This window comes from Halococcus sp. PRR34 (assembly GCF_028617175.1).
In the GTDB taxonomy this organism is placed as follows: Archaea; Halobacteriota; Halobacteria; order Halobacteriales; family Halococcaceae; genus Halococcus; species Halococcus salifodinae.
On record NZ_JAQJDA010000007.1, the window covers coordinates 74,203 to 95,043 of the forward strand.

A 20,841-nucleotide genomic window follows, 5' to 3' on the forward strand; every position below is an offset into this window, starting at 1 on the left:
GTGTTGTGCTCGCATCGTCGCCGAAAGCTTCCGTTCGCCGTCGGCAGTGATCGACGCCTCGGGCCGAGTGGCTCGCGTTCCGTCGGAAGGAACGACGCGTTGGCGACCATCGACCTCTGGACGACTTCTGGCTGTCGCACGTCGATCCGGCCGTTACTGGCTGATGTTCCCGTACGCGGAACAGCGCGCGCCCGTGCGGTATCGCTCGAATCGATACGAGATGTCGTGAGCCCACCGACGACGAGACGGCGATCAGCTGTAGGTAACGTTGATCTCCACGACGTTCGCGGCCTGGAGCACGAGTTCGGGGATCTCCTCGGCGAAGCGCTCGCCCGTCAGCCGCGTGGTCGGGGCAGCCACGCTGATCGCTCCGAGGACCTCGTCGTCTCGGCCGAGAACCGGCGCTGCGACGCACTGGAGTCCCTCGACGCGTTCCTGGCCGCAGTATGCCACGCCACGCTCACGGATCTCGGCAAGCTTTTGATGGAGCTGCTCACGGTCGGTGATGGTGTTCGGCGTCGCCGCTGGGAGGCCGTGACGGTCGAGGATCTCGTCGACACGACTGTCTGGGAGGTGGGCGAGGATCGCCTTTCCGAGCGCGGTGTTGTGGAGATACCGCCGCTTGCCGGTGTGGGTGTCGAGCGTGACGGCCTTCTCCCCGCGCGCACGGTAGAGGTACACACCCCGACCGTGCTCCTCGACCATCAGGTTCGCGAGTTCGCCGGTTTCCGCCGCGAGATCGGCGACTTCTGGCCTCGCGACCTCGTAGATCTTGCGACGTTTGCGGGCGTACTCGCCCATCTCGAAGAAGCCCAGCCCGATCTCGTAGGAGTCGCCGTCCTTGGTCACGTAGTCGTGTCGTCGGAGCGTCGCGAGGTGGTCGTGGACGGTGCTCTTCGACATCGAGAGGTGTGTCGCCAGCTCCGTCACCCCTGCTCCGTCGAGCTCCTTCAGCGATCTCACGACTCGGATGGTGTTCTCGGTGGTCCGGAGCGATGGTGTCGACGTCTGTCCCATGATCGTATCGGTTATCGTTCGGTTCGTAAATAGGTTGTTCCTGACGACCGAACGGGTGGTGGTGCTATCGATCGAACTGGAACCGATCGAACAGAGCCGATGCAGGAGGGAGGTTCGTTATCGACGGGCCTCGACGCGACATCGAACAGTCGGTGCAGATACCACCGATCGCTCGCCACGGCGTTCCTAAGAACGGAACGAGAAACGAGCTCCGGTCGGCACGCTCTCTGGAGCATCGTGATAGAACAGACGAAAGCAGCGAACGACTCCACACGTACCGTCAGCGAACACGACACCCGTCACTTGGGGTGGCAAGACGAGGTAAACACCGATACGGGTGAGGAATGCCCCTCCAGTCGTGGACCTCACTGTTTCGAAACGTGACTGGAGAGCTGTTCACCCCTGAGCCGAGGTTCTACGTTCCGCACATCGGCGGATTCCGTCATTCCGACACGGTGTGCGTGACGGAGGGTGGCATCGAGCACTTCACCCATTGTCCACGAGATATCTCCCGTCTGACCGTCAGCAGCGAATGATGTTGCTCTCGAGGTCTTTCGGATAGTACGTCAGCGACTCGGTACCCTCCTCGGTGATCAGGATCGTATCGGAATGGCGATAGCCCGCGACGTCGGGGACGAACAACGCCGGTTCGATCGTGTAGAGGTAGCCGGGCTTCATCACGTCGTCGCTGCCGCGATCGAGGAAGCCGCGCTCGTGGCCTTCGAGACCGATGTTGTGGCCGGTGTGGTGCTGGGTGTACTCGAGGAGCCCCTGCTCGTGACAGTAGTCGTGGACCGCCTGGTCGACGTCGGCGACGGGGACGCCGGGGCCGCACGCCTCGATCGCGAGGCGCTGCATCTCGCGCATGTGCTCGAAGTAGTGGCGGTGTTCGTCGCTGACTTCGCCGACGAACATGGTGCGTTCGAGCTCGGTGAGGTACCCGCCGACGTTCGCGGACGCCCCAGTGATGATGACGTCGCCGCGATCGAGTCGGCGGTTCTCGGTCAGGCCGTGCGGGAGCGCGGTGTTCGGGCCAGAGAGGAATCCACACGACGCTGGGAAGCCGCCACGGAGCCGCGAGTCGTACCGTTCCCCGAGCGTGTCGAGCATCGCCATCGAGGCGTCGAGACTGGCGCGTTTGGCAACCCAGAGTTCGTGTTTGCCTGCTTCGACGTACTCCGCGAGCTTCCGGTGGGCGAGATTGCCCCACTTCGCGGACTCGCGGAGCAGCTCGCGTTCGACCGTGGATTTCGATTCGCGAAAGGTCTCGATCCACTCCACGGTCTCGACGTCGACATCGGCGAGTTCGTCGAGTGAAGGGCCGGAGTACCCCCAAAAGCTCGGCGCACCGTTCGTGTCCGCGACGACGGTCACGGCGTCGAGGTCGGCGAGCATCTCACGGATCGTTTCCTCGGGCGTCACGGTCGAGTGCTCGTAGTAGGTGGTTCCCTCGGTCGTGCCGCCCGGATAGTCGTAGTAGTGATACACCTCGTCGAGGAGCGGGAACTCGTCGCTCTCGGCGCGATCGAGTTCGAGCCGTGGGACCGTCAGCCCCACGCGGTCGTGCGTGACCGTGAGACAAACCGGACGCTCGGTCTGGAGGTGATGGAACCCGCTGACCCACTCGATCGCGGTCGCAGAGAACAGACAGAGCGCGTCGGCGTCGGTTGCCGCGAGCTCGTCGCGGACGCGATCGATGCGATCCTCGTACTCCGCCGTCGGCACGGTAACTGGTGCCATGTTCTAGTCCGCGATTGACGTCATGATAAGTGTTGGCGAATCCGATTACCGGTTCGCAGAGGTTCGGCCGATAGTCGTATCGAACCCGATACCGGCTTCGACTCCATACCACCATCCGCACCTGGTCTATGTCCCATCCACACTGGATTCGTCGGCGCGGTCGTCTGCCTCCTTCTCGCGGGGCGTGATCCGACAGGGGTACTCGACGAGGTTCTCGATGCCGTCGTCCGTGACGAGAACGAGATCTTCCAGCCGCACGCCCCCTCTTTCGGGGTCGTACACGCCCGGCTCGATCGTGACGACGTGGCCCGGTTCGAGGCGTGCGTCGGTCGAGAAGAAGGGTGGCTCGTGAAGCGCGGCCCCGACCCCGTGGCCCGTCCCGTGATAGAGCCCCACGTCGACGTCGCCGGTCGCGAACCCGTTCGCCTCGACGACGTCGACGATCGTCGCGTGGACCTCGTTCGCCGGGATTCCGGGCGCGTCGTCGAGTCGGTCGAGGCCGGCGTCGAGCGCGGCGGCGACAGTCTCGTACGCCTCGCGTTCCCATTCCGGTACCGTTCCGGGGACGAACGTCCGCGTCATGTCCCCGAAGTACCCGTCGGGACCCCGCGGCCCCAGATCGATCAACACCGTCTCAGTCGGTCGGATGATATCGTCGCCGTTGTAGTGGAGATCGGCGCAGCTCGGTCCCGCCCCGACGACGGTGTTGCCGACAGCCGCGGCCCCCTGTCTCGCGAGTGCCGCGTTGATCGCGCGCCGGAGCCGCTCGGTGGTGAGCGGTTCGCCCTCCCAGCACAGCTCCTCGCCCGATGGCGTCGCGTCGGCGAGGATCGCCTCCGCTCGGCGCATCGCCGCCTGTGTGGCGGCCTCCGTTCGACGGAGCCATTCGATCTCCAAGGCGGTCTTCCGTGCCCGGCTCGTTTCGAGCGTCGACGTCGTGACGATCTCGTAGCCGACCGACGCGAGTTCTTGGTACGCGTGGTGGGGGAGCGAGGCCGGGACGAGCACGCGCGACGATGAGGGGGCGTCGATCACGTCGGTGGCACGGGCGACGGCCGACGGACGGTCGCTGCCAGCTTCGGTCACAGTGTCTCCAGGAAACTCCCGGCGCGCCTGATCGCCGAACAGGGCGGGCGCACAGAGCGTCGCCTCGCCGTCGGCATAGACGAACGCGTACTCTCGGTCGGGACCGTCGAAGCGCGTCAGATACTGAAGCATCGGATCGTGTTCGTCACCGATGTGGACGTATGCAGCCGCGTCCTGCTCGTCGAGTTCGGTTTCGATGGCTCCGTAGTTCGGGGTCGGCCGCTCGGTGCGTGACATACACCCGTGGTTGCCGGGCCAGTCCTAAATGCGTTCGTCCGTGCGACGACGATTTTCGACGGGATTCGTGGTGGCAGTTCGGAACCATGAGCATATCGAAGTCCTCGTTCGCTGCGATCAACGCATCGACGAGCTGCCGGGTGGCGGCCGGATGACGGCAGGACGATCAGTGATCGTGGGAGCGGAACGCTCACCGGAGCACGAACCCCTCGTCGAACGGGTCCGCCGGATCGACGACGAACTGGTGTCGGCCGGTGATGTGTGCGGAACCCTCTATTTGTGGTCGAACCGCGTCATATTCGCCGAAGTCGGTAGTTTCCATGTACGAACCCGCGAACGTCGAGCCGACGATGCTCTCGACCACGAACCGTTCTCTCCTGTCGAGCTCGCCGGCCGCGGCACGGAGCGCGACCCGGCCGCTGACGCCCGTCCCTGTGGGACACCGATCGACCTCGCCGTCGGCGAACACGCAGACGTTCCGGCTGTCGGCGTCGGTGTGGGCGTCACCCGTCAGGATCGTGCCGTAGAGGAAGCCGAGGTCGTCCTCGTGGGGATGCTCGATCTCGACGGCGTCGTCGACCGCGCGCGTGACCGTCGTCCCGATCTCGATCAGGTCTCGGAACTCGGCCGGCGTGAGGTCGACGTCGAACTGGCCGGCGTCGCAGTACGCGTAGAACGCGCCGCCGAACGCGACGTCGAACTCGATCGTTCCCCACTCCGGAACGCTCACGGTCTCGTTTCTGGCGACGACGAACGACGGCACGTTCGTGAACTCGACCGCGTCGACCCGGTCGCCGTCGCGCTCGATCTCGGCGACCACGAGCCCGGCCGGGGTGTCGATCGCGATCTCGTTCTCGACGTCCGGGAGATACTCGGTCTCGGCGGCGATCGTGGCGAGCGCGACGATTCCGTGGCCACACATCGTGCTGTACCCCTCGTTGTGCATGAACAGTACGCCGAGGTCCGCGCGCTCAGTGTCCGGTGCGGTCGGGATCGCGCCGTACATGTCGGCGTGCCCGCGGGGCTCCCAGATCAGGGCCTTGCGGTACGCGTCCAGTTCGCGTTCCACGTACCGGCGCTTTTCGAGGACCGTGTCGCCCACGAGCGGCGGCAGTCCGTCGAGCACGACCCGCAGCGGCTCCCCGCCAGTGTGCGTATCGATCGTTTCGATCGTCGTCCTGTCGGTCGGGGGATGCCACTCCACACCGTCCGTCGTCATGGTTCGCTCGCACTCACTCCGCACTCGGCCGTATCGATTCTCGCGTGTACCATGCCCGTCGCGTACTCGACGCTGGAGTATATATCTGTGGCCATGGCGGGGGCAGCGGGCGGCAGTCTCTGTGGCGCGAGCCCACGGCACGGCGACCACACGAATTATGTACACCGGTCGAAAAGAGAGTTCCATGCGGGTGAGTATCATCGGCGGCGGGATCGTCGGGCTGGCCGCCGCCCACTACCTCGGTCAGCGCGGCGTCGACGTGGTCGTCCTCGAGAAATCCACTCTCGGATCGGGCAGCACCGACCGGGCGAACGGCGGCATCCGTGCCCAGTTCTCCTCGCCGGTGAGCGCACACCTCTCACAGGAGAGCATCGCGGTCTGGGAGCGTTTCGAGGAGCTGTTCGGCACCGAGATCGGCTACCGTCGGCCGGGCTATCTGTTCCTCGCGCGGCGTGAATCGACCGCCGAGCGGTTCCGCGAGAACGTCCGCCAGCAGAACCGTCTCGGGGTCGACAGCGAGTTCCTGACGCCCGCGGAAGCCGAGGATCGGTGTCCCGAGCTCCGGACTGAGGAGTTCTGCGGGGCGACGTACCGCGCGGCCGACGGGTTCGCGGACCCCCACCTCGCGCTCCAGGGGTTTTCGGCCGCAGCGAACGAGGCCGGTGCAGAGATCCGAACCGGCGTCGCGGTGACCGACGTGCTTCAGAAGGGGGCGGGCGACCGCGTGACCGGCGTCCGCACCGACGAGGGGACGATCGAATCGGAGTACGTGGTGAACGCGGCGGGTGCGTGGGCGAGCCGGATCGGCGAGATGGTCGGTCTCGATCTCCCGATCGTTCCACGGCGACGCCAGCTCATGGTGGCCGATCCCGAGATCCCGGTCGGTTCCTCGATACCGTTCACGATCGACCACGACCGGGGCGTCCACTTCCGCCCCGAGCGCGACGGCGGTGCGGTCGTCGGTGGTCACTTCGCGGACGCCGACCCGGCGATGGACCCGAACGACTACCGGAAGAAGATGGATCTCGACTGGGCCGCCGAGACGATCGAGGCGGCCGCCGACTGCGCCGACTACTTCGGCCCCGACTCGCGGGTCAAGCGCGGCTGGGCCGGGCTCTACGCGGTGACGCCCGACCATCACCCCATCCTCGGCGAGACGCTGCCGGGGTTCGTGACCGCGGCAGGGTTCTCGGGCCACGGGTTCATGCAGGCCCCCGCGACCGGCCAGCTCGTCGCGGAGCTGATCGACGAGGGCGAGCCATCGCTGGTCGATGTCTCGTCGCTGGAAGCCGACCGGTTCGACCGTGGCGTCCACCTCGAAGAGGGCACCGTCATCGACTGACCGGACGATGAAACGGCTGCGGCCCGATCATGTGGGCTGCGGCTCGATCGTGTGTCGATGGTGGTGGTTTTATTATCGCCGGTGTGGAGGAGCGACACATGGTGGATGCCGACCGCGCAGCCAGCCGTATGGAGCGAGTCCCGTTCTCGGGCATCAGGGACGTCTTCGAGGAGTGCGACCGACTCGAACGTGCGGGTCGGGACGTCGTCCACCTCGAAATCGGCCGACCGGACTTCGACACGCCGGCCCCGATCGGGGACGCGGCGCGCGAGGCGCTCGCCGACGGCCACGTCCACTACACCTCGAACTACGGGATCGAACCGCTCCGGACGGGGATCGCGGATAAACTATCGGCCGAGAACGGGATCGAGTACGACCCGGACAGCGAAGTCGTGGTGACGACGGGCGCGACCGAGGCGGTGCTCGTCACGATGCTCGCGCTTGTCGAACCCGGGAGGGAGGTCCTCGTCCCCGATCCGCGGTGGACGTACGGGCCGATCACCTCGCTCGCGGGCGGCGAACCCGTCCCCTACCGACTCGATCCGGCGACGGGATACCAGCCCGACCTCGACTCGCTCCGGGCGGCGGTCTCGGAGCGAACCGAGCTCCTCGTACTGAACAGCCCGCACAACCCGACCGGCGGGGTCGTGAGTGAGGACCGCCTCGACGCGATCGCCGACTTCGCCGTCGACAACGATCTCCTGGTGCTCTCCGACGAGATCTACGAGAAGATCCGGTACGACGACCACGACCACCACAGCCCGGCCGCGCGGGACGCACTGTTCGACCGGACGATCACGATCAACGGGTTCTCGAAGGCGTACTCGATGACCGGCTGGCGACTCGGCTACCTCGCCGCTCCTGCCGAGCTGGTCGATCCCATCGTCCGTGTCCGCCAGTACACGACGACGTGTGCGCCCTCGCTCTCCCAGCACGCAGGCGTCCGTGCGCTGGAGAGCGGGCTCCACGAGCCGATGGTGGAGGCGTTCGCCCGCCGTCGCGAGCGCGTGCTCGAACGGATCGACGCGATTCCCGGGATGTCGTGCCCGGCCCCCGCCGGCGCGTTCTACGCGTTCCCCACCACGCCCGCCGGCCACCCCGACGCGGAAGCGTTCGTCCACTCGCTGCTCGCGGACACGAGCGTCGCGTTCGTCCCCGGCACCACGTTCGGCGACGCCGGAGAGGGTCGGTTCCGGATCGCCTACGCCAACTCGCTCGACCGGATCGACGAGGCGTTCGACCGACTCGAAGACTGGCTATAGCCCCAAACGATCGAGAAGACACCTCAGAGACTGCTTTTCGCCCGGACACGACGACCGCGACGGGTAATTTTCAGCTCTTCCATCGGGAATAACGATCACTAATTATATGTGGGGAGGTGTGGTACCGATGCCCGGAGGCACGCAACACATGGTACAAGCAGGTGCGTACACAGCCGTCGGCTTGGTCGGCTACTTGCTGGTGGTCGTGGTCATCGGCTACTGGGGATCGAAGAAGGTCAGCTCCGAGGAGGACTTCTTCCTCGGTGGCGAACAGCTTCCTGGGTGGGCGCTCGCGCTCTCCGAGCGGAGCTCCGGCATGTCCGGCTGGCTGCTGCTCGGGATTCCCGGGCTGGCGTGGTCGGCGGGGCTGTCGTCGGTCTGGGTGCTCGTCGGCACGGCGGGTGGGGCGATCGTCCAATGGCTCATCTTCGCACGGCCGTTCATGGAGGGCCGCAAGGAGACGGGAGCGATCACGCCGATCGGGCTCCTCGCGGAAAAGATGCCGACCGACTCCCCGATCGTGCGCCTGCTGCCGGCGCTGGTGACGTTTCTGTTCTACATGGGCTACGTCGGTTCGCAGTTCCTCGCCGGCGGGAAGATCCTGGAGCAGATCTTCGGAATCGCACCGTTGACTGGACTCCTGATCGTCGCGGCGCTGATCATCCTCTACTCGCTCGCGGGCGGGTTCCTCGCGGTTGTCTGGACCGACGCGATGCAGGCACTCCTGATGATCTTCACGCTGATCGTGCTGCCTGGCGTCCTGCTCGCGGGGGTCATCACTGATCCCAATCAGTCGCTGATGGGTGGGCTTGCGGCCTCGGGCGGCGGCCGAGCGTCGTGGTTCGGCGGCAAGAGCGGTGCGGCGGCGCTCGTCCTGCTCGGCGCGAACCTGAGCTGGCTCTTCGCGTACTTCGGTGGCTATCCCCACCTGAACGTCAGGATGATGGCACTCCGCAGCGATCGGGATCGCCGGACGGCGATCGTCGTGGCGTCGGTCTGGGGCGTGCTGACCGCCATCGGTGCGGTGCTCCTCGGGCTCCTGACGCGCGTCCTCCACGGCGCACCCCAGACGGTCGTGACCGACCGCGAGATGGTGCTACCGTTCATGGTGCTCGAACACACTCCCGGATTGCTCGGCGGAGTGTTGCTCGCTGGCGCGCTCGCCGCGATGATGTCGACGGCGGACTCCCAGCTCGTCGTGGCGAGCTCCGCCGCCGCACAGGACGTGTACAACAAGGTCGTCACGAAGAACCGCGAGTTCAGCGAGGCGACTCGACTCCGGATCTCCCGGATCGCGACGCTGCTCGTCGGCATCGTCGGCCTCGTGATCGCGGCCTCGGTCCAAAACCTCGTCTATACGCTGGTGAGTTACTCCTCGACCGGGCTGTTCTCGGCGTTCGGCCCGGCGTTCACGCTGCTGTTCTTCTGGCAGGACCGGTTCTCGAAGGCGGGACTCGTCGCCGCGTTCGTTGCCGGTCCGGCCGCCACGGTCCTGTGGGTCTCACTCGGGATGACGTCGATCGTCACCGTCCGGATCATCGCCCCGCCCATCGGCTTCGCGGCCGCGATCGCCGCCTCGTTGCTCTGGCCGCGCGAGAAGCCGACCGAGGCGACCACCGGGACGCCGGCCGCCCAGGACTGATCCCCACACCGCCGGCCGACACCCGACTGCCGGGGAGCGCACCCATCCAAACCTTCATTAAGAGGGCTGTCGAACCGGCGACTGCACACCATGAGTCAGCAGCTCAGCGAGCCGTCGCAACACTACGTCGACGGCGAATGGACCGACGGCGAGGGGACCGAAACGTTCGAGAGCACCAACCCGGCGACGGGCGAGACGCTCGGCGAGTTCCAGCGTGGGACGGACGCCGACGTCGATCAGGCGCTCGCGGCCGCCGACGAGGCCTTCGAGGAGTGGAGCGCGCTGTCGTACATCGACCGCGCGGAGTACCTCTGGGACATCTACCACGAGCTCAAGGACCGTCACGACGAGCTCGGCGAAGTCATCACCAAGGAGTGCGGGAAGGAGATCTCCGAGGGGAAAGCCGACGTGACCGAGGCGTGGCATATGGTCGAGTGGGCGGCGGGCAACGCTCGCCATCCCCACGGCGACGTCGTGCCGTCCGAAATCCCTGGCAAGGACGCCTACATGCGTCGGAGCCCTCGTGGCGTCGTGGGCTGCATCACGCCGTGGAACTTCCCGGTCGCAGTCCCGTTCTGGCACATGGCGGTCACGCTGGTCGAAGGCAACACCGTCGTCTGGAAACCCGCCGAACAAGTGCCGTGGTGCGGGCAGGTCATCGCCGAGATGTTCGCGGAGAGCGGCATCCCCGACGGCGTGTTCAACATGGTCCAGGGCTACGGCGACGCCGGCGAGGCCATCGTTGACGACGACCGCGTGGACACCGTGCTGTTCACCGGGTCGGCAGACGTCGGTCAGGAGATCGCCTCTACTGTTGGTAGCGAGCCCGGAAAACTTGCGGCGTGTGAGATGGGTGGCAAGAACGGCATCGTCGTCACCAGCGAAGCCGACCTCGACACCGCAGTTCACTCCGCGGTGATGAGCTCGTTCAAAACCACCGGACAGCGCTGCGTATCGAGCGAACGGCTCCTCGTCCACGAGGATCGCTACGACGAGTTCAAAGAACGCTTCGTCGACGCCGCAGAGGACGTTGCGGTCGGCGATCCCCTCGAAGAAGACACGTTCATGGGGCCGCTGATCGAGCCCGATCACCAAGAGAAGGTCACCGACTACAACGACCTCGCACGCGACGAGGACGTCAACGTGCTCGTCGACCGCGCGGACCTCGACGACGAGGAGATTCCGGCGGGTCACGATGAGGGTCACTGGATCGGGCCGTTCGTCTACGAGGCCGATCCCGAAGACGACCTCCGCGTGACTCACGAGGAGGTCTTCGGCCCCCACGTCGCTCTCCTGAAATACTCCGGTGACATCGAGGAGGCCGTCGAACTCCACAACGACACCGAGTACGGGCTCGCGGGCGCGATCATCTCCGAGGACTACCGCGAGATCAACTACTTCCGCGACAACGCCGAAGTCGGGCTGGCGTACGGCAATCTGCCGTGTATCGGTGCCGAGGTCCAGCTGCCCTTTGGCGGCGTCAAGAAGTCGGGCAACGGCTACCCCAGCGCACGCGAGGTCATCGAGGCCGTCACCGAGCGCACCGCGTGGACGCTCAACAACTCGGAGGGTATTCAGATGGCACAGGGACTGTCGGCCGACATCCTGACCGACGAAGACTGAGCGCCGACGAGGAGTTCTCCGTCCGTCGTTTTCCGATTCGCGCTCCACGCTGGAGCAACAGAACGACTAAGTGGCGGGCGACCACGGTTTCGACTGCTATGAGTCTCGACGTGGCGGACGACGTGGCACTGGTGACAGCATCGAGCAGCGGTCTCGGGCGTGCCTCGGCAGCGGTGCTCGCCGAGGAGGACGCGAACGTGGTGCTCAACGGCCGGGACGAGGACCGACTCGACGAGGCCGTCGCGGAGCTCGACGCGCTCGGCGAGGGCAGCGTGGTCGGCGTCGTTGGCGATCTCACTCGAAAGGAGGACGTCGAAGCGCTCGTGACGGCGACCGTCGAGGAGTTCGGCGGACTCGATCATCTCGTGACCAGCGCTGGCGGACCACCGAGCGGCCCGTTCATGGAGACCGACGACGAGGACTGGTATCACGCGTTCGACCTCCTCGTGATGAGCGTGGTTCGATTGGTCCGCGAGGCCGCTCCGCACCTCCAAGACGGCGACGGCGGCACGATCGTCACCATCGCCTCCCGAAGCGTCAAGGAGGCCATCGACTCGCTGGTGCTCTCGAACTCGGTCCGGATGAGCGTCGTCGGACTCGAAAAGACGCTCTCGAAGGAGCTCGCCCCGGAGGTCCGGGCGAACGCGGTGCTGCCCGGCCCGCACGAGACGAGCCGGATCGAGGAGCTCGTCGAGCAGTCGGTCGAGCGCGGCGAGTACGACTCCTACGAGGAGGGCCTCGCCGCACGCGCCGAAGGAATCCCGCTCGAACGCATCGGCGAACCCCGGGAGCTCGGCGAGGTCGTCGCCTTCCTCTGCTCGCCCCGGTCGAGCTATCTCAACGGCGTCTCGATCCCGATCGACGGCGGTGCGGGTGCTGCGAACCTCTGATCGGGGATCGCCGATCGACCGTCGCTCGGTCGCCCGTCGATCGATGACCCGTCGCTCGATCACCCGTCGATCGGTGAGCCGTTCGGCTGCTCGTTCGAGCGGCAGCCGGTACCGTGGTCGGGTCCACAATATTCAATAGTGATGGGAACGATGCGTTGACGAAGCACATGAGAAACGTTGATTTCGCCGCGGCGGAGACGTACGAGCCGGACGAGGGCTGGCGTCGAGTCTCACTCGCCGGCAGCGACCAGTTCACCTTCGAGTGGTTCGAGAAGCCGCCGGGCCACTCCTCGCCGATGCACGACCACGAGAACGAGCAGGTCTGCGTCGTGCTGGAGGGTGAAATCACCGTCCACACCGAGGAGGATTCGGCGACGCTCGAACGCTTCGACTCGGTCCACCTCGAAGCGTGGGAGTCCCACCGGGTCGAGAACACCGGCGACGAGCGGGCGGTCGCCATCGACGTCTTCGCTCCGGGTCGTAGCTTCGACTTCTGGACCGACCGCGAGGAGTGACGGCTCCGCGCCGACCGCGATCGCAGTTTTCGAATGGCGGTCGGCTTACAACTCAGCCCGATCGAGGGCGTCGTCGACCGACCGGTCGTCGTGGACCACGGCTGTGACCGCGCGCGTCATCGCTTCGGGATCGTCGTGCTGGAAGACCGTTCGCCCGATCGAGACGCCAGCCGCACCCGCGTCCATCGCCCCGCGGACGTTTTCGAGCGTCGCTTCGTTCCCTTCGGGATCGCCGCCGGCCATGATGACGGGGAGGCTCGTCGCCTCGGTCACACGTTCGTAGCTCGCCGCGTCGCCGCTGTAGGCCGTCTTCGCCACGTCCGCGCCGGCCTCCTCCGCGAGCCGTACCGCGTGGGCGAGGCGCTCGGGATCACTCTCGTCGACCCCCGGGCCACGGGCGTAGGTCATCGCGAGCACCGGCATTCCGTACTCGGCGGCGGTTCGCGTGACCTGCGCGAGCTGTTCGAGCTGCTGCGGTTCGGAGTCGCTCCCGACGTTGACGTGGAGCGAGACCGCGTCCGCACCCGCACGGATGGCCTCGGTGACCGTTCCGGTGAGTCGCTTGTCGTTGGTGTCCGGCCCCGTCGCGGTCGACGCGTTCAGGTGGACGATGTAGCCGGCCCCGTTCTTGTTGGGGTGGACCCGCGGCGCGATCCCTTTCTGGGTCAGCACGCTGTCCGCGCCACCGCGGGTCACCGCGTCGATCGTTTCCTCGATCCGGCGGAGGCCGTCGACCGCGCCGAGCGTGATCCCGTGATCCATCGGCACGTTCACGATGCGTCCGTCTGTCCCGATCCTGTCGAGTCGCGCAGTAACGCCGACTGTCATCGATTGTCTCACCGTGCTGTTCCCTATAAGTTGTTCCGGCTCGGACCGACGATCCACTTTCGTGGTGAACTGTGATCCACGGCCGGAACCGAACCAACCGCGATATCGATTAGAGAAAAGCACTCGATATCTGTCTGTACGACTCTCGCGAAGGCCAGCGATCGATATCTCGACCGTTCACTATCGAGCGGTTTCGATGGGAGCATCGAACCGTGACGAGAGGGGGACGAAGCGTGGTACTGAACAGTTATGATCGGACTCTATCGGTGTACTCTACTCACGATCCACGACTATTTCTGCCAGTACCCGAGCTGATGTACCGATTCCAAACCTAGAAAAGAGGGAAGCGAAGCAATTCGAATCGACTATTTGGGATGTGGCCGTCGACATGCCGTCGCTTGGACACGGCTGCTGACCATCGTCACGAGTGTACCTATATCTGTTCGACCTTGATCGTGTCTCGTGTTGAAATGCGGTTTCGTACTCCCATTTCGATATCATCGGGGTGGCCACTGACCACGATGCCCAATGCGGTCTCGAAACACCGGGAATCTCTTTCTGATGGGTGTTGGGTGCTGATCGGTCGTCGCTCGTGACGGGGTGACGATCGGAGCAGTGCGTCGGCGTGCCGTGTTCCGAGCAAACCGCAAGGCACAGTATCCGCGCTCGAATCACTTCGGGTATGACACTCGGCGTCGCCTCGGTCCTCCGCGAGTCGCTCCGGCGGCTGGCGACCGGACCGGCGTTGCTCCTCCTCCTCGCGTTCGCCGTCGTCCAGACACTTGTTGCGCTGCTCGCAGGGCCGGTCTATCGCATCGTGCCCGACGCGGTGCTCTCCGGATCCGGCGACCCGTTCACGCTCACGCTCGATCCCGTTCCGGTGATCGGGCTCGCAGTCGTCTGTGTGGTCGCGGGCTACGTCGGGCTGGTCACGATCAGGGTGTTCGCGACTCGGTGGGGGGTCGTCGAGCGCGAGCATCTGACTCGCGGGGTCGCGCCGGCGCTCGCGAACTGGCTCGTCGGCGCGCTCGTCGTGGCCGTCCTCGTCGCGATCGGCCTCGTCGTCCTGATTGTACCTGGCGTGTTCGTCCTCGGCGCACTCCTGCTCGCGCTGCCGTTCGTCGCGGTCGAGGACGCGAACGCTGCGTCCGCACTCCGGCGGAGCTGGGCGGCCACCGACGGCCACCGGACGACGCTGCTCGGGATCGCGATCGCCGTGCTGCTGATCGATGCGGTCCTGTTTGCCGTCTCGGTGGTTCTCGCGACTGCACTCACCGGGTCGCTCGCGCCGCTCGGGCTGTTCGCCGGGGCGATCGCGGTCGCGATCGCGTTCGTCCTGCTCTGGATCGCGATGGCGCGCACCTACGCGAGCCTCGACGGCGCGTCTGCCTGACTCGATCTCGGCCGATCACGTCACCGCACGTCGTCTCACTCCACCGTGTCGTACACCGCCGCGAGCGCGTCGACCGCGCGCTCAACACTCATCGATTCACGCTGTGAGAGGCAGTTTTCGGCCAGCCGATCGCGGTCGGCGAGCGCGCGATCGAGCGCAGCGCGAAAGCCCGCGACGTCGCCGCGGTCGTAGTGATAGCCCGTCACGCCGTCATCGATGGTTTCGACGAGCGCGCCCGCCTCGACACCGACTACGGGCGTCCCGCAGGCCATCGCTTCGAGCGCGACGAGGCCCTGCGTCTCGACCGGACTCGGAAAGCCGAACACGTCGAGCGCGGAGTAAAACGATGGGAGCTCGTCACGGTCGAGAAAGCCGAGAAAGCGAACGTCGACGTCGCGTTCGGCGACCTCGGCTTCGAGCGTTTGACGTGCGGGACCGTCGCCACCGAACACCAGTGTGACATCGGTGCCATCGACCGCTGCCACGAGATCCGAGAGCTGCTTCTCGAAGCCGTGACGACCGGTGTAGCCGATGAGGAGTCGCTCTCCCGCCGCGGGGAGATCGTGGCGCTCGCGGAACGCTGCGGTGTCGGTCGGCGAGAACCGATCGATGTCGATCCCGTTGGTGACTACGGACACGGGCCCGATACCGCGCGCTTCGAGCGCTGTTTTGGTCGTGTCGCTCGGCGCGATCACCCGGTCGGCGCGGTCGAGAAACCACCGCTCGTAGGCGTTGCCCGCGCGCGCGACGCCGTTCATCAGCCACCCTTCCGCGAGATAGCCGGCGTACTCCGCCGCGGGCGTGTGATACGACGCGACGAGTGGCCGGTCGGTCCGGCGGGCGAGTCGGAGTCCGGCGAGGCCGACACCGAACGGGGTGTGTGCGTGGACGATCTCTGCCTCGCGAACGTCCTCCGGCACCGTCGGCGCACCGATCCGGTACCCATCGTAGAACGGAAAGGAGACGCTTCGAACGGGGTATTCGCTCGTCTCGGGATCGTGGTCGCTGTCGGGATAGATCACGTCCATCCGGCCGCCCCGCTCGCTCCAGTGCTCGCGCCACGCCCTGATGGTGTACGTGACGCCGTTCACCGTCGGGAGGTAGGTGTCGGTGAACGCGGCGACGTGTGGTGGCATCCCCGGACGGTTCTGGGAGGGAGCAGTAAGCCGTTGTGACTTCGGCGTCGGTAACGCCGTGTCCGTCCCGTCTGAAATAGTTTATCGATTTGACAAGTGTGGGCTGCTGGGTTCGTTGCAGAGTGAAAACACCGCTCCTGGCGTGAGCGCGACAACGAGAACGACGAGGCCGAGAGCGAGCTTACCGAACTCCGCAAGGAGATCCGTACTCTCCATTGGCTTCGTCCAACGCTGGGGATCTGAAATTGATTGTGGCTTCTCCGGAACACGTCCAACCGCTCCTGATTTCGGACTCGGAACTATTGCACTCCGTGTAAGACGGGCCCGTATTGCGAGACGGAACTAGCCGTGTCAGGAGCGCGTGCTTTGGAACGCGGACAGAACGCTCGGTCTCTCGGGTCCCATATCTTTCCTCACGGGTTGGGATAGCCGGCTTTCAGCGAGTCTGCAACCACGTGACTGGTGACGGGGCCGGAGGGGTCTATTCGTCGAGCAGGTCGATGTGGTTTTCAGTCGGTGGAAGTCGTTCCGCGAGTCGTTCCTCTCCGTAGAAGTTCGCGACCCAGAGCGCTGGAACCGTCCAGACAGCCAGTGTGACGAGCTGCATCGCGAGAATCGGCGTACTCGAAGTGGCGAGTCCGGTTTGGATACCGGCACTGAGTACGGTGGCAATCAAGACGCTTCCGTTCGTACTGTTGTAGATGTATGTGAGGAGAACGGAGAAAACGATCACTGCCGGCACGTACACGAACATCGAGAACGTAGAGAGGACTGAACCCGGGAACAGCAACTGTGGTAGGCTCCAGACCGCCCACGCAACACCGAGAACGACGCTCGCGACCAGCGCGTTGAATCGCCGCTGGAGCCGTGGAAGCGCGAACCCACGGAACCCTGCTTCGAGACCGAATGCAGTGATAACGAAACTGATGAAAACGGGGGCGTATCCGGGAGCGGTGCGAAACGGGTTCTGCCACGGTGCGTTGATGAGCAACGCCGAGGCGATTACGACGCCGACACTGCAAAGCAACGGAAGCAACAGCGCGAACCCATACCAGTATGGAGCGACTCGCCAGCGGCCGATCTGGCTCGCCCACGACCGGAGATCACCACCAGCGAGCCAAACGAGAACTACCGCAGCGAACAAGGGGCCAAAATGTGGGACGAAACCGAAGAGATAGAACACGAAGCCCAAACCGAAGGAGACGAACGGCTGATACGGTACGACGAGCTGCAAGCCCCACAGCGACCACGAAACCCCGACACTCAACAAAAAGAAGCTCACAACCGGACGATTCCGTACGGTTCGACGTAACTCGTTCATCTGCTCTCAATCGAAGGCCGAGCGTAATAATCGTGGGGGGCATGACTATCGCTCGTATTCGGTTCAGCCCTTTGTCGAGCGATTCGACCCCTACGTTTCTGCACTGACAACTCCACAGAGCTCCTCACGGTTCCTTCACGCCGGAGCGCTGCTGGCTCGCGCCGAACACCGGTGACACCCACTGCGAGCGAATGCGACAGCTGCTCGCCACCCATCCGGTGCTGGCTGCCCCGAGCGGTGGCTCACATTCTCCGACCGTTCCAAACGACTCGAACGCCGACCCATCGAACGTCGGTGAAGCTGGAGGTGAGAACCGCGAGCCAGCGGCGTGGCTCCGGAGTCGGGGACCGGCCTGATCGATCCGATCGCTCGTCGACTTCCGTCGAGCCGGAATCCTCGTGGTTTCACGCGATCGTCCTGATCCGGTCGTCGTGGTCGCCGTTGCCGTGTCGTGTCGGGAGTGGCTACTGTCCCACGAGGTCGCGGTAGATCGACGAGAGCTCTTCACCGACCCGCTTCAGACTGTGTTCGGCGGCGGTTTCGCGCGCGTTCGTGCCGAGGCGCTCGCGGAGCGCACGGTCGTCGGCGAGGCGATCGATCGCCGCGCGGAACTCCGCTTCACTACCGCATTTCAGGCAGTCCTCGCCGTGGGTGAAGAACTCCTCGAACACCGGTATGTCGCTGATGACGACCGGTTTGCCACACGCCATCGCCTCCAGCACGACGAGGCCCTGATTCTCGTCTTTCGTCGGGAAACAGAACACGTCGCCAGCGCCGAACGCGCCGCGCTTGTCGTCGACCCACCCGGTGAAGGTGACGTTCTCGGGAGGGTCGCTCGTCCAGCGCTTCACCACCGGCGAGCCGTGCGGTCCCGTATCATAGGCCCCGAACCACGCGAACTCGTGGTCGGTGGCCTCTGCCAGCCGGCAGAACGTCGTGAGGCCCTTGCGTTCGAAGACGCTGCCAACCGCAAAGACGACCGTGCCGTCGAGATCGTACCGATCGCGGTACTCCTCGCGCAGCGATTCGTGGCCCGTGAGCGCGTCGCGGTCGACGCCGTTAGTGATGGTTCTGATGGGTGCGTCCACGGGGTAGTCTTCGAGCAAGCCCTTCGTGTACTGACTCGGACACAGCACGAGGTCGGCCAGCGAGTAAAACCACCGGAGGTAGCGGCCGAGTGCGGGGGCGACCTGCGAGGAAAACCGAAACGACTCGCCGAAGTCCTCGGCGGTCATGTGGGCGTGGAGTACCAGCGGAGTACCGGATCTCCGGGCGTGACGCGCGACCGCGAGGCTCCCTGGACCGGGCGCGTGACAGTGTGCGAGGTCGTACTCGGCAAAACACCCCTTGCCCGACGCGAACGACTTCGCGGCCGCGGGGAGGTCCCCACCGCGCCACGGCGACGTCACGACCGCGATGTCGGTGGCGTCGAGCGCCTGGCGCTGCTGGGCGGCGGCGGTGGCCCAGCCGCTACGCTGGAGTGGTCCTTCGAGTTCGAGGTAGTTGAGCGCGCGCACATCCGAGGCGTGACGGCGGGCCGAATAACTCCACCGGAACGCGAAGGCAAGACCGATGTACGCCGGCGGTGAATCCCCGGCCGAACGGCTCCGACCGCAACGATGACTCTCGCCGACGAACGTATCGAACGTCTCCACGCGCTCGCCGCCGACGCCGCGAGCGCTGGCCACGACGATCGCGCGCGGGAGTACGTCCGCCTCGCGCGCCGGGTCGCCGAACGGAACCGTCGGTCGCTACCCCGCCGGTTCAAGCGCTTCTCGTGTGACGCCTGCGACGCCTACCTCCGGCCGGGGCGGAACTGTCGGGTCAGGACCCAGGACGGCCACGTGGTCATCACGTGTGATTGCGGTTCGCAGGCACGCTACCCGTATAGATAGGCTTACGTCCGCCGGGTGACGACGGCCGGCTATGACAAAGGACGAGCGAACGCTCAAGAAGCGTGCGCAGACCACCGACGCCACGCTCCGAGTCGGGAAAGGCGGTGTCGACGCGGTTGCTGACGAACTCGAAAGCCAGCTCCGCGATCGCGATCTCGTGAAGGTGAAGTTCCTCCGCGCGGCGCGCGGCGGGACGACGACCGACGAGCTGGCCGACCGGCTCGCGGCCCAGGCCGGGGCCGACGTGATCGAGACACGAGGCAACACCGCAACGTACTATTGATGCGTGCTGGCGTGTCGGGATGGCTGTTGCAGTTGGGACAGTCGGCAGGCGACGGGACCGACGGGAACACGACCGGGAACGTCACCGTCGAGGGGATCGGGCCGGTCGGTCAGCTGCTGCGCGAGTTCGGTATTCCGTACCCGAAACTTCTCGGTGCGGCGATCTCGTTCGTGGTCGCGCTGTTCGTGACCTACGCGCTCGGCCGAGCGATCGTCGTTCCGCTGTTCGGCCGGGCGCTCGACCGTCGTGGTCTCGATGCCCACGAGCGAAAGCCGATCCAGCGACTCCTGAAAATCCTGCTCTTCTTCGTCGCGCTCGCGATCGCGTTCAAGGCCGCTCGCCTTAGCGGCTTTCTGACGTCGATCACGGCGATCGCGGCGGCCGGAACGCTGGCGATCGGGTTTGCGCTCCAGGACACCCTTGCGAACTTCGTCGCGGGGGCGTTCATCTACGCCGATCGGCCGTTCCGGATCGGCGACTGGATCGAATGGCCCGGCGGGAGCGGAACCTACGCCGGCGTGGTCGAGGACATCACGTTCCGTGTCACACGGGTCAGAACCTTCGACAACGAACTCCTCACGGTGCCGAACGCGGTGCTCACTGGCGGCGTGATCAAGAACCCGGTGGCAAGCGAGGAGCTCCGTCTCCAGTTCACCTTCGGCATCGGCTACGAGGACGATATCCAGACAGCGACCGACATCATCGTCGAGGAGGCCGAGAAACATCCCGATATCCTCGACGATCCCACGCCCACGGTGCGGCTGAGCACCGACAGCGCGCTCGCGGATTCGTACGTCGGGCTCACCTCGCGCTTCTGGATCGCCGATCCGAACCGAGCGGACTTCCTGAAGATCCGCGGCGAGTACGTGACAGCGGTCAAGAAACGCTTCGACGACGCCGGGATCGACATCCCATTCCCACAGGTCGATCTCTCGGGCACCGTCGATGTCGAAAACGGCTCACGGTTCGAGTAGGGCCTACGGTTCGAGTGGAGCGATCGGGCGTGCGGCGTTCGTCGGCGTTCGTCGGCGCGTCAGTCGTCGCAGACGACCGGTTCGGCGCAGGCGTCCGGGGACGTCTCGGCCGTGATCTCGTAGAGGTTCTGTCTGGCGTCGGCGAAGTAGACGTCCTCGTCGACCACTTCGATCCCTTCGAGACGTTCGAGGGCGTACCGGACGGTACGGGCCGAGAGCATCGACTCCTCGACGATCCCCTTCTGGGTCAGCGCGCCGTTGTATTCGAGTACCTTGTAGACCAGCTTCGCGCTCGGCGGGAGATCGACCAGCCCCTCCGCATCGGTTTCACTCATTGCCGAAACGCACGCACGCGACGTGCATAAAGGTGCGGTCCGGGCGACGGAAACGCCGCACTGATGGCCGTATTCGCGGTTCGACGAGAGCGAACGGCTTTTG

Annotated in this window: 20 protein-coding genes; 11 read left to right on the top strand and 9 right to left on the bottom strand. The window is 65.5% G+C overall.

Going from position 1 to position 20,841, the window contains the following annotated elements; genetic code table 11:
- Nucleotides 1–252: 252 nt before the first annotated feature.
- The 4 genes from PHA81_RS10610 to PHA81_RS10625 form a co-directional block, all read right to left on the bottom strand.
- Nucleotides 253–1,017, bottom strand: coding sequence for an IclR family transcriptional regulator (locus tag PHA81_RS10610; protein WP_273836745.1), 765 nt, complete (start codon nucleotides 1,015–1,017; stop codon nucleotides 253–255).
- A 522-nt stretch (nucleotides 1,018–1,539) separates the two neighbouring features.
- Nucleotides 1,540–2,757, bottom strand: a complete 1,218-nt coding sequence (locus tag PHA81_RS10615) for a Xaa-Pro peptidase family protein (RefSeq protein WP_273836746.1) — start codon at nucleotides 2,755–2,757, stop codon at nucleotides 1,540–1,542.
- A 126-nt stretch (nucleotides 2,758–2,883) separates the two neighbouring features.
- Nucleotides 2,884–4,080 (bottom strand): Xaa-Pro peptidase family protein, encoded by a 1,197-nt coding sequence (locus tag PHA81_RS10620; protein ID WP_273836747.1) that lies wholly within the window; start codon nucleotides 4,078–4,080, stop codon nucleotides 2,884–2,886.
- Nucleotides 4,081–4,270: 190 nt separating this feature from the next.
- On the bottom strand, nucleotides 4,271–5,299 hold the full coding sequence (locus PHA81_RS10625; protein ID WP_273836748.1) for a proline racemase family protein: 1,029 nt from the start codon (nucleotides 5,297–5,299) through the stop codon (nucleotides 4,271–4,273).
- A gap of 184 nt (nucleotides 5,300–5,483) precedes the next feature.
- On the opposite strand from PHA81_RS10625, the gene PHA81_RS10630 reads away from it, so the two are divergent.
- From PHA81_RS10630 to PHA81_RS10655, 6 genes are all read left to right on the top strand, one after another.
- On the top strand, nucleotides 5,484–6,641 hold the full coding sequence (locus PHA81_RS10630) for an FAD-dependent oxidoreductase (protein ID WP_273836749.1): 1,158 nt from the start codon (nucleotides 5,484–5,486) through the stop codon (nucleotides 6,639–6,641).
- A gap of 98 nt (nucleotides 6,642–6,739) precedes the next feature.
- Nucleotides 6,740–7,903 (top strand): pyridoxal phosphate-dependent aminotransferase, encoded by a 1,164-nt coding sequence (locus PHA81_RS10635; protein WP_273836750.1) that lies wholly within the window; start codon nucleotides 6,740–6,742, stop codon nucleotides 7,901–7,903.
- A 148-nt stretch (nucleotides 7,904–8,051) separates the two neighbouring features.
- Nucleotides 8,052–9,545, top strand: a complete 1,494-nt coding sequence (locus tag PHA81_RS10640; protein ID WP_273836751.1) for a sodium/proline symporter — start codon at nucleotides 8,052–8,054, stop codon at nucleotides 9,543–9,545.
- 90 nt (nucleotides 9,546–9,635) lie between these two features.
- Nucleotides 9,636–11,168, top strand: coding sequence for an aldehyde dehydrogenase family protein (locus PHA81_RS10645; RefSeq protein WP_273836752.1), 1,533 nt, complete (start codon nucleotides 9,636–9,638; stop codon nucleotides 11,166–11,168).
- A gap of 98 nt (nucleotides 11,169–11,266) precedes the next feature.
- Entirely contained in the window at nucleotides 11,267–12,058 is a 792-nt protein-coding gene (locus PHA81_RS10650) for an SDR family oxidoreductase (protein WP_273836754.1), read from the top strand.
- A 167-nt stretch (nucleotides 12,059–12,225) separates the two neighbouring features.
- On the top strand, nucleotides 12,226–12,573 hold the full coding sequence (locus PHA81_RS10655) for a cupin domain-containing protein (RefSeq protein WP_005038948.1): 348 nt from the start codon (nucleotides 12,226–12,228) through the stop codon (nucleotides 12,571–12,573).
- Nucleotides 12,574–12,618: 45 nt separating this feature from the next.
- Here PHA81_RS10655 and PHA81_RS10660 read toward each other — a convergent pair whose 3' ends face one another.
- Nucleotides 12,619–13,401: a 2-amino-3,7-dideoxy-D-threo-hept-6-ulosonate synthase gene (locus PHA81_RS10660; RefSeq protein ID WP_273836755.1), complete on the bottom strand. Its 783-nt coding sequence runs from the start codon at nucleotides 13,399–13,401 to the stop codon at nucleotides 12,619–12,621.
- A gap of 682 nt (nucleotides 13,402–14,083) precedes the next feature.
- On the opposite strand from PHA81_RS10660, the gene PHA81_RS10665 reads away from it, so the two are divergent.
- Nucleotides 14,084–14,794, top strand: a complete 711-nt coding sequence (locus PHA81_RS10665; protein WP_273836756.1) for a hypothetical protein — start codon at nucleotides 14,084–14,086, stop codon at nucleotides 14,792–14,794.
- A gap of 35 nt (nucleotides 14,795–14,829) precedes the next feature.
- On the opposite strand, the gene PHA81_RS10670 is transcribed toward PHA81_RS10665, so the two are convergent.
- Both PHA81_RS10670 and PHA81_RS10675 read right to left on the bottom strand, forming a co-directional pair.
- Nucleotides 14,830–15,930 carry a glycosyltransferase gene (locus PHA81_RS10670; RefSeq protein ID WP_273836757.1) on the bottom strand — a complete coding sequence of 367 codons (1,101 nt, stop codon included), beginning with the start codon at nucleotides 15,928–15,930 and terminating at the stop codon, nucleotides 14,830–14,832.
- Between the two features lie 481 nt (nucleotides 15,931–16,411).
- Nucleotides 16,412–17,251, bottom strand: a complete 840-nt coding sequence (locus PHA81_RS10675) for a CPBP family glutamic-type intramembrane protease (RefSeq protein WP_273836758.1) — start codon at nucleotides 17,249–17,251, stop codon at nucleotides 16,412–16,414.
- A gap of 191 nt (nucleotides 17,252–17,442) precedes the next feature.
- Between PHA81_RS10675 and PHA81_RS10680 the strand changes: the two genes are divergently transcribed.
- The gene (locus tag PHA81_RS10680) at nucleotides 17,443–17,607 is read left to right on the top strand and encodes a hypothetical protein (RefSeq protein ID WP_273836759.1); all 165 of its coding nucleotides are present in this window, start codon (nucleotides 17,443–17,445) and stop codon (nucleotides 17,605–17,607) included.
- A 108-nt stretch (nucleotides 17,608–17,715) separates the two neighbouring features.
- On the opposite strand, the gene PHA81_RS10685 is transcribed toward PHA81_RS10680, so the two are convergent.
- Nucleotides 17,716–18,768, bottom strand: a complete 1,053-nt coding sequence (locus PHA81_RS10685; protein ID WP_273836760.1) for a glycosyltransferase family 4 protein — start codon at nucleotides 18,766–18,768, stop codon at nucleotides 17,716–17,718.
- A gap of 102 nt (nucleotides 18,769–18,870) precedes the next feature.
- On the opposite strand from PHA81_RS10685, the gene PHA81_RS10690 reads away from it, so the two are divergent.
- From PHA81_RS10690 to PHA81_RS10700, 3 genes are read left to right on the top strand one after another with little or no spacing between them, the layout of a single operon-like run.
- Nucleotides 18,871–19,146, top strand: coding sequence for a ribonuclease P (locus PHA81_RS10690; protein WP_273836761.1), 276 nt, complete (start codon nucleotides 18,871–18,873; stop codon nucleotides 19,144–19,146).
- A 31-nt stretch (nucleotides 19,147–19,177) separates the two neighbouring features.
- Entirely contained in the window at nucleotides 19,178–19,429 is a 252-nt protein-coding gene (locus tag PHA81_RS10695) for a YhbY family RNA-binding protein (protein WP_005038931.1), read from the top strand.
- A complete protein-coding gene (locus PHA81_RS10700; RefSeq protein ID WP_273836762.1) occupies nucleotides 19,429–20,403 on the top strand; it encodes a mechanosensitive ion channel family protein in 975 nt (324 codons plus the stop codon). The genes PHA81_RS10695 and PHA81_RS10700 overlap by 1 nt, the downstream gene beginning before the upstream one ends.
- 59 nt (nucleotides 20,404–20,462) lie before the next feature.
- Here the strand turns inward: PHA81_RS10700 and PHA81_RS10705 are convergent, their stop codons facing one another.
- Nucleotides 20,463–20,738 (bottom strand): hypothetical protein, encoded by a 276-nt coding sequence (locus PHA81_RS10705; protein ID WP_005038927.1) that lies wholly within the window; start codon nucleotides 20,736–20,738, stop codon nucleotides 20,463–20,465.
- Nucleotides 20,739–20,841: the final 103 nt, after the last annotated feature.

Excerpts from the sequence above, each read along its gene's own strand:
- PHA81_RS10625 (WP_273836748.1), bottom strand. The coding sequence starts at position 5,299 with ATGACGACGGACGGTGTGGAGTGGCATCCCCCGACCGACAGGACGACG.
- PHA81_RS10610 (WP_273836745.1), bottom strand. The coding sequence starts at position 1,017 with ATGGGACAGACGTCGACACCATCGCTCCGGACCACCGAGAACACCATC.
- PHA81_RS10650 (WP_273836754.1), top strand. The coding sequence starts at position 11,267 with ATGAGTCTCGACGTGGCGGACGACGTGGCACTGGTGACAGCATCGAGC.
- PHA81_RS10655 (WP_005038948.1), top strand. The coding sequence starts at position 12,226 with ATGAGAAACGTTGATTTCGCCGCGGCGGAGACGTACGAGCCGGACGAG.
- PHA81_RS10690 (WP_273836761.1), top strand. The coding sequence starts at position 18,871 with ATGACTCTCGCCGACGAACGTATCGAACGTCTCCACGCGCTCGCCGCC.
- PHA81_RS10660 (WP_273836755.1), bottom strand. The coding sequence starts at position 13,401 with ATGACAGTCGGCGTTACTGCGCGACTCGACAGGATCGGGACAGACGGA.
- PHA81_RS10620 (WP_273836747.1), bottom strand. The coding sequence starts at position 4,080 with ATGTCACGCACCGAGCGGCCGACCCCGAACTACGGAGCCATCGAAACC.
- PHA81_RS10700 (WP_273836762.1), top strand. The coding sequence starts at position 19,429 with ATGCGTGCTGGCGTGTCGGGATGGCTGTTGCAGTTGGGACAGTCGGCA.
- PHA81_RS10705 (WP_005038927.1), bottom strand. The coding sequence starts at position 20,738 with ATGAGTGAAACCGATGCGGAGGGGCTGGTCGATCTCCCGCCGAGCGCG.
- PHA81_RS10675 (WP_273836758.1), bottom strand. The coding sequence starts at position 17,251 with ATGAACGAGTTACGTCGAACCGTACGGAATCGTCCGGTTGTGAGCTTC.
- PHA81_RS10695 (WP_005038931.1), top strand. The coding sequence starts at position 19,178 with ATGACAAAGGACGAGCGAACGCTCAAGAAGCGTGCGCAGACCACCGAC.
- PHA81_RS10670 (WP_273836757.1), bottom strand. The coding sequence starts at position 15,930 with ATGCCACCACACGTCGCCGCGTTCACCGACACCTACCTCCCGACGGTG.
- PHA81_RS10665 (WP_273836756.1), top strand. The coding sequence starts at position 14,084 with ATGACACTCGGCGTCGCCTCGGTCCTCCGCGAGTCGCTCCGGCGGCTG.
- PHA81_RS10630 (WP_273836749.1), top strand. The coding sequence starts at position 5,484 with ATGCGGGTGAGTATCATCGGCGGCGGGATCGTCGGGCTGGCCGCCGCC.
- PHA81_RS10645 (WP_273836752.1), top strand. The coding sequence starts at position 9,636 with ATGAGTCAGCAGCTCAGCGAGCCGTCGCAACACTACGTCGACGGCGAA.
- PHA81_RS10680 (WP_273836759.1), top strand. The coding sequence starts at position 17,443 with ATGCGACAGCTGCTCGCCACCCATCCGGTGCTGGCTGCCCCGAGCGGT.
- PHA81_RS10640 (WP_273836751.1), top strand. The coding sequence starts at position 8,052 with ATGGTACAAGCAGGTGCGTACACAGCCGTCGGCTTGGTCGGCTACTTG.
- PHA81_RS10635 (WP_273836750.1), top strand. The coding sequence starts at position 6,740 with ATGGTGGATGCCGACCGCGCAGCCAGCCGTATGGAGCGAGTCCCGTTC.
- PHA81_RS10615 (WP_273836746.1), bottom strand. The coding sequence starts at position 2,757 with ATGGCACCAGTTACCGTGCCGACGGCGGAGTACGAGGATCGCATCGAT.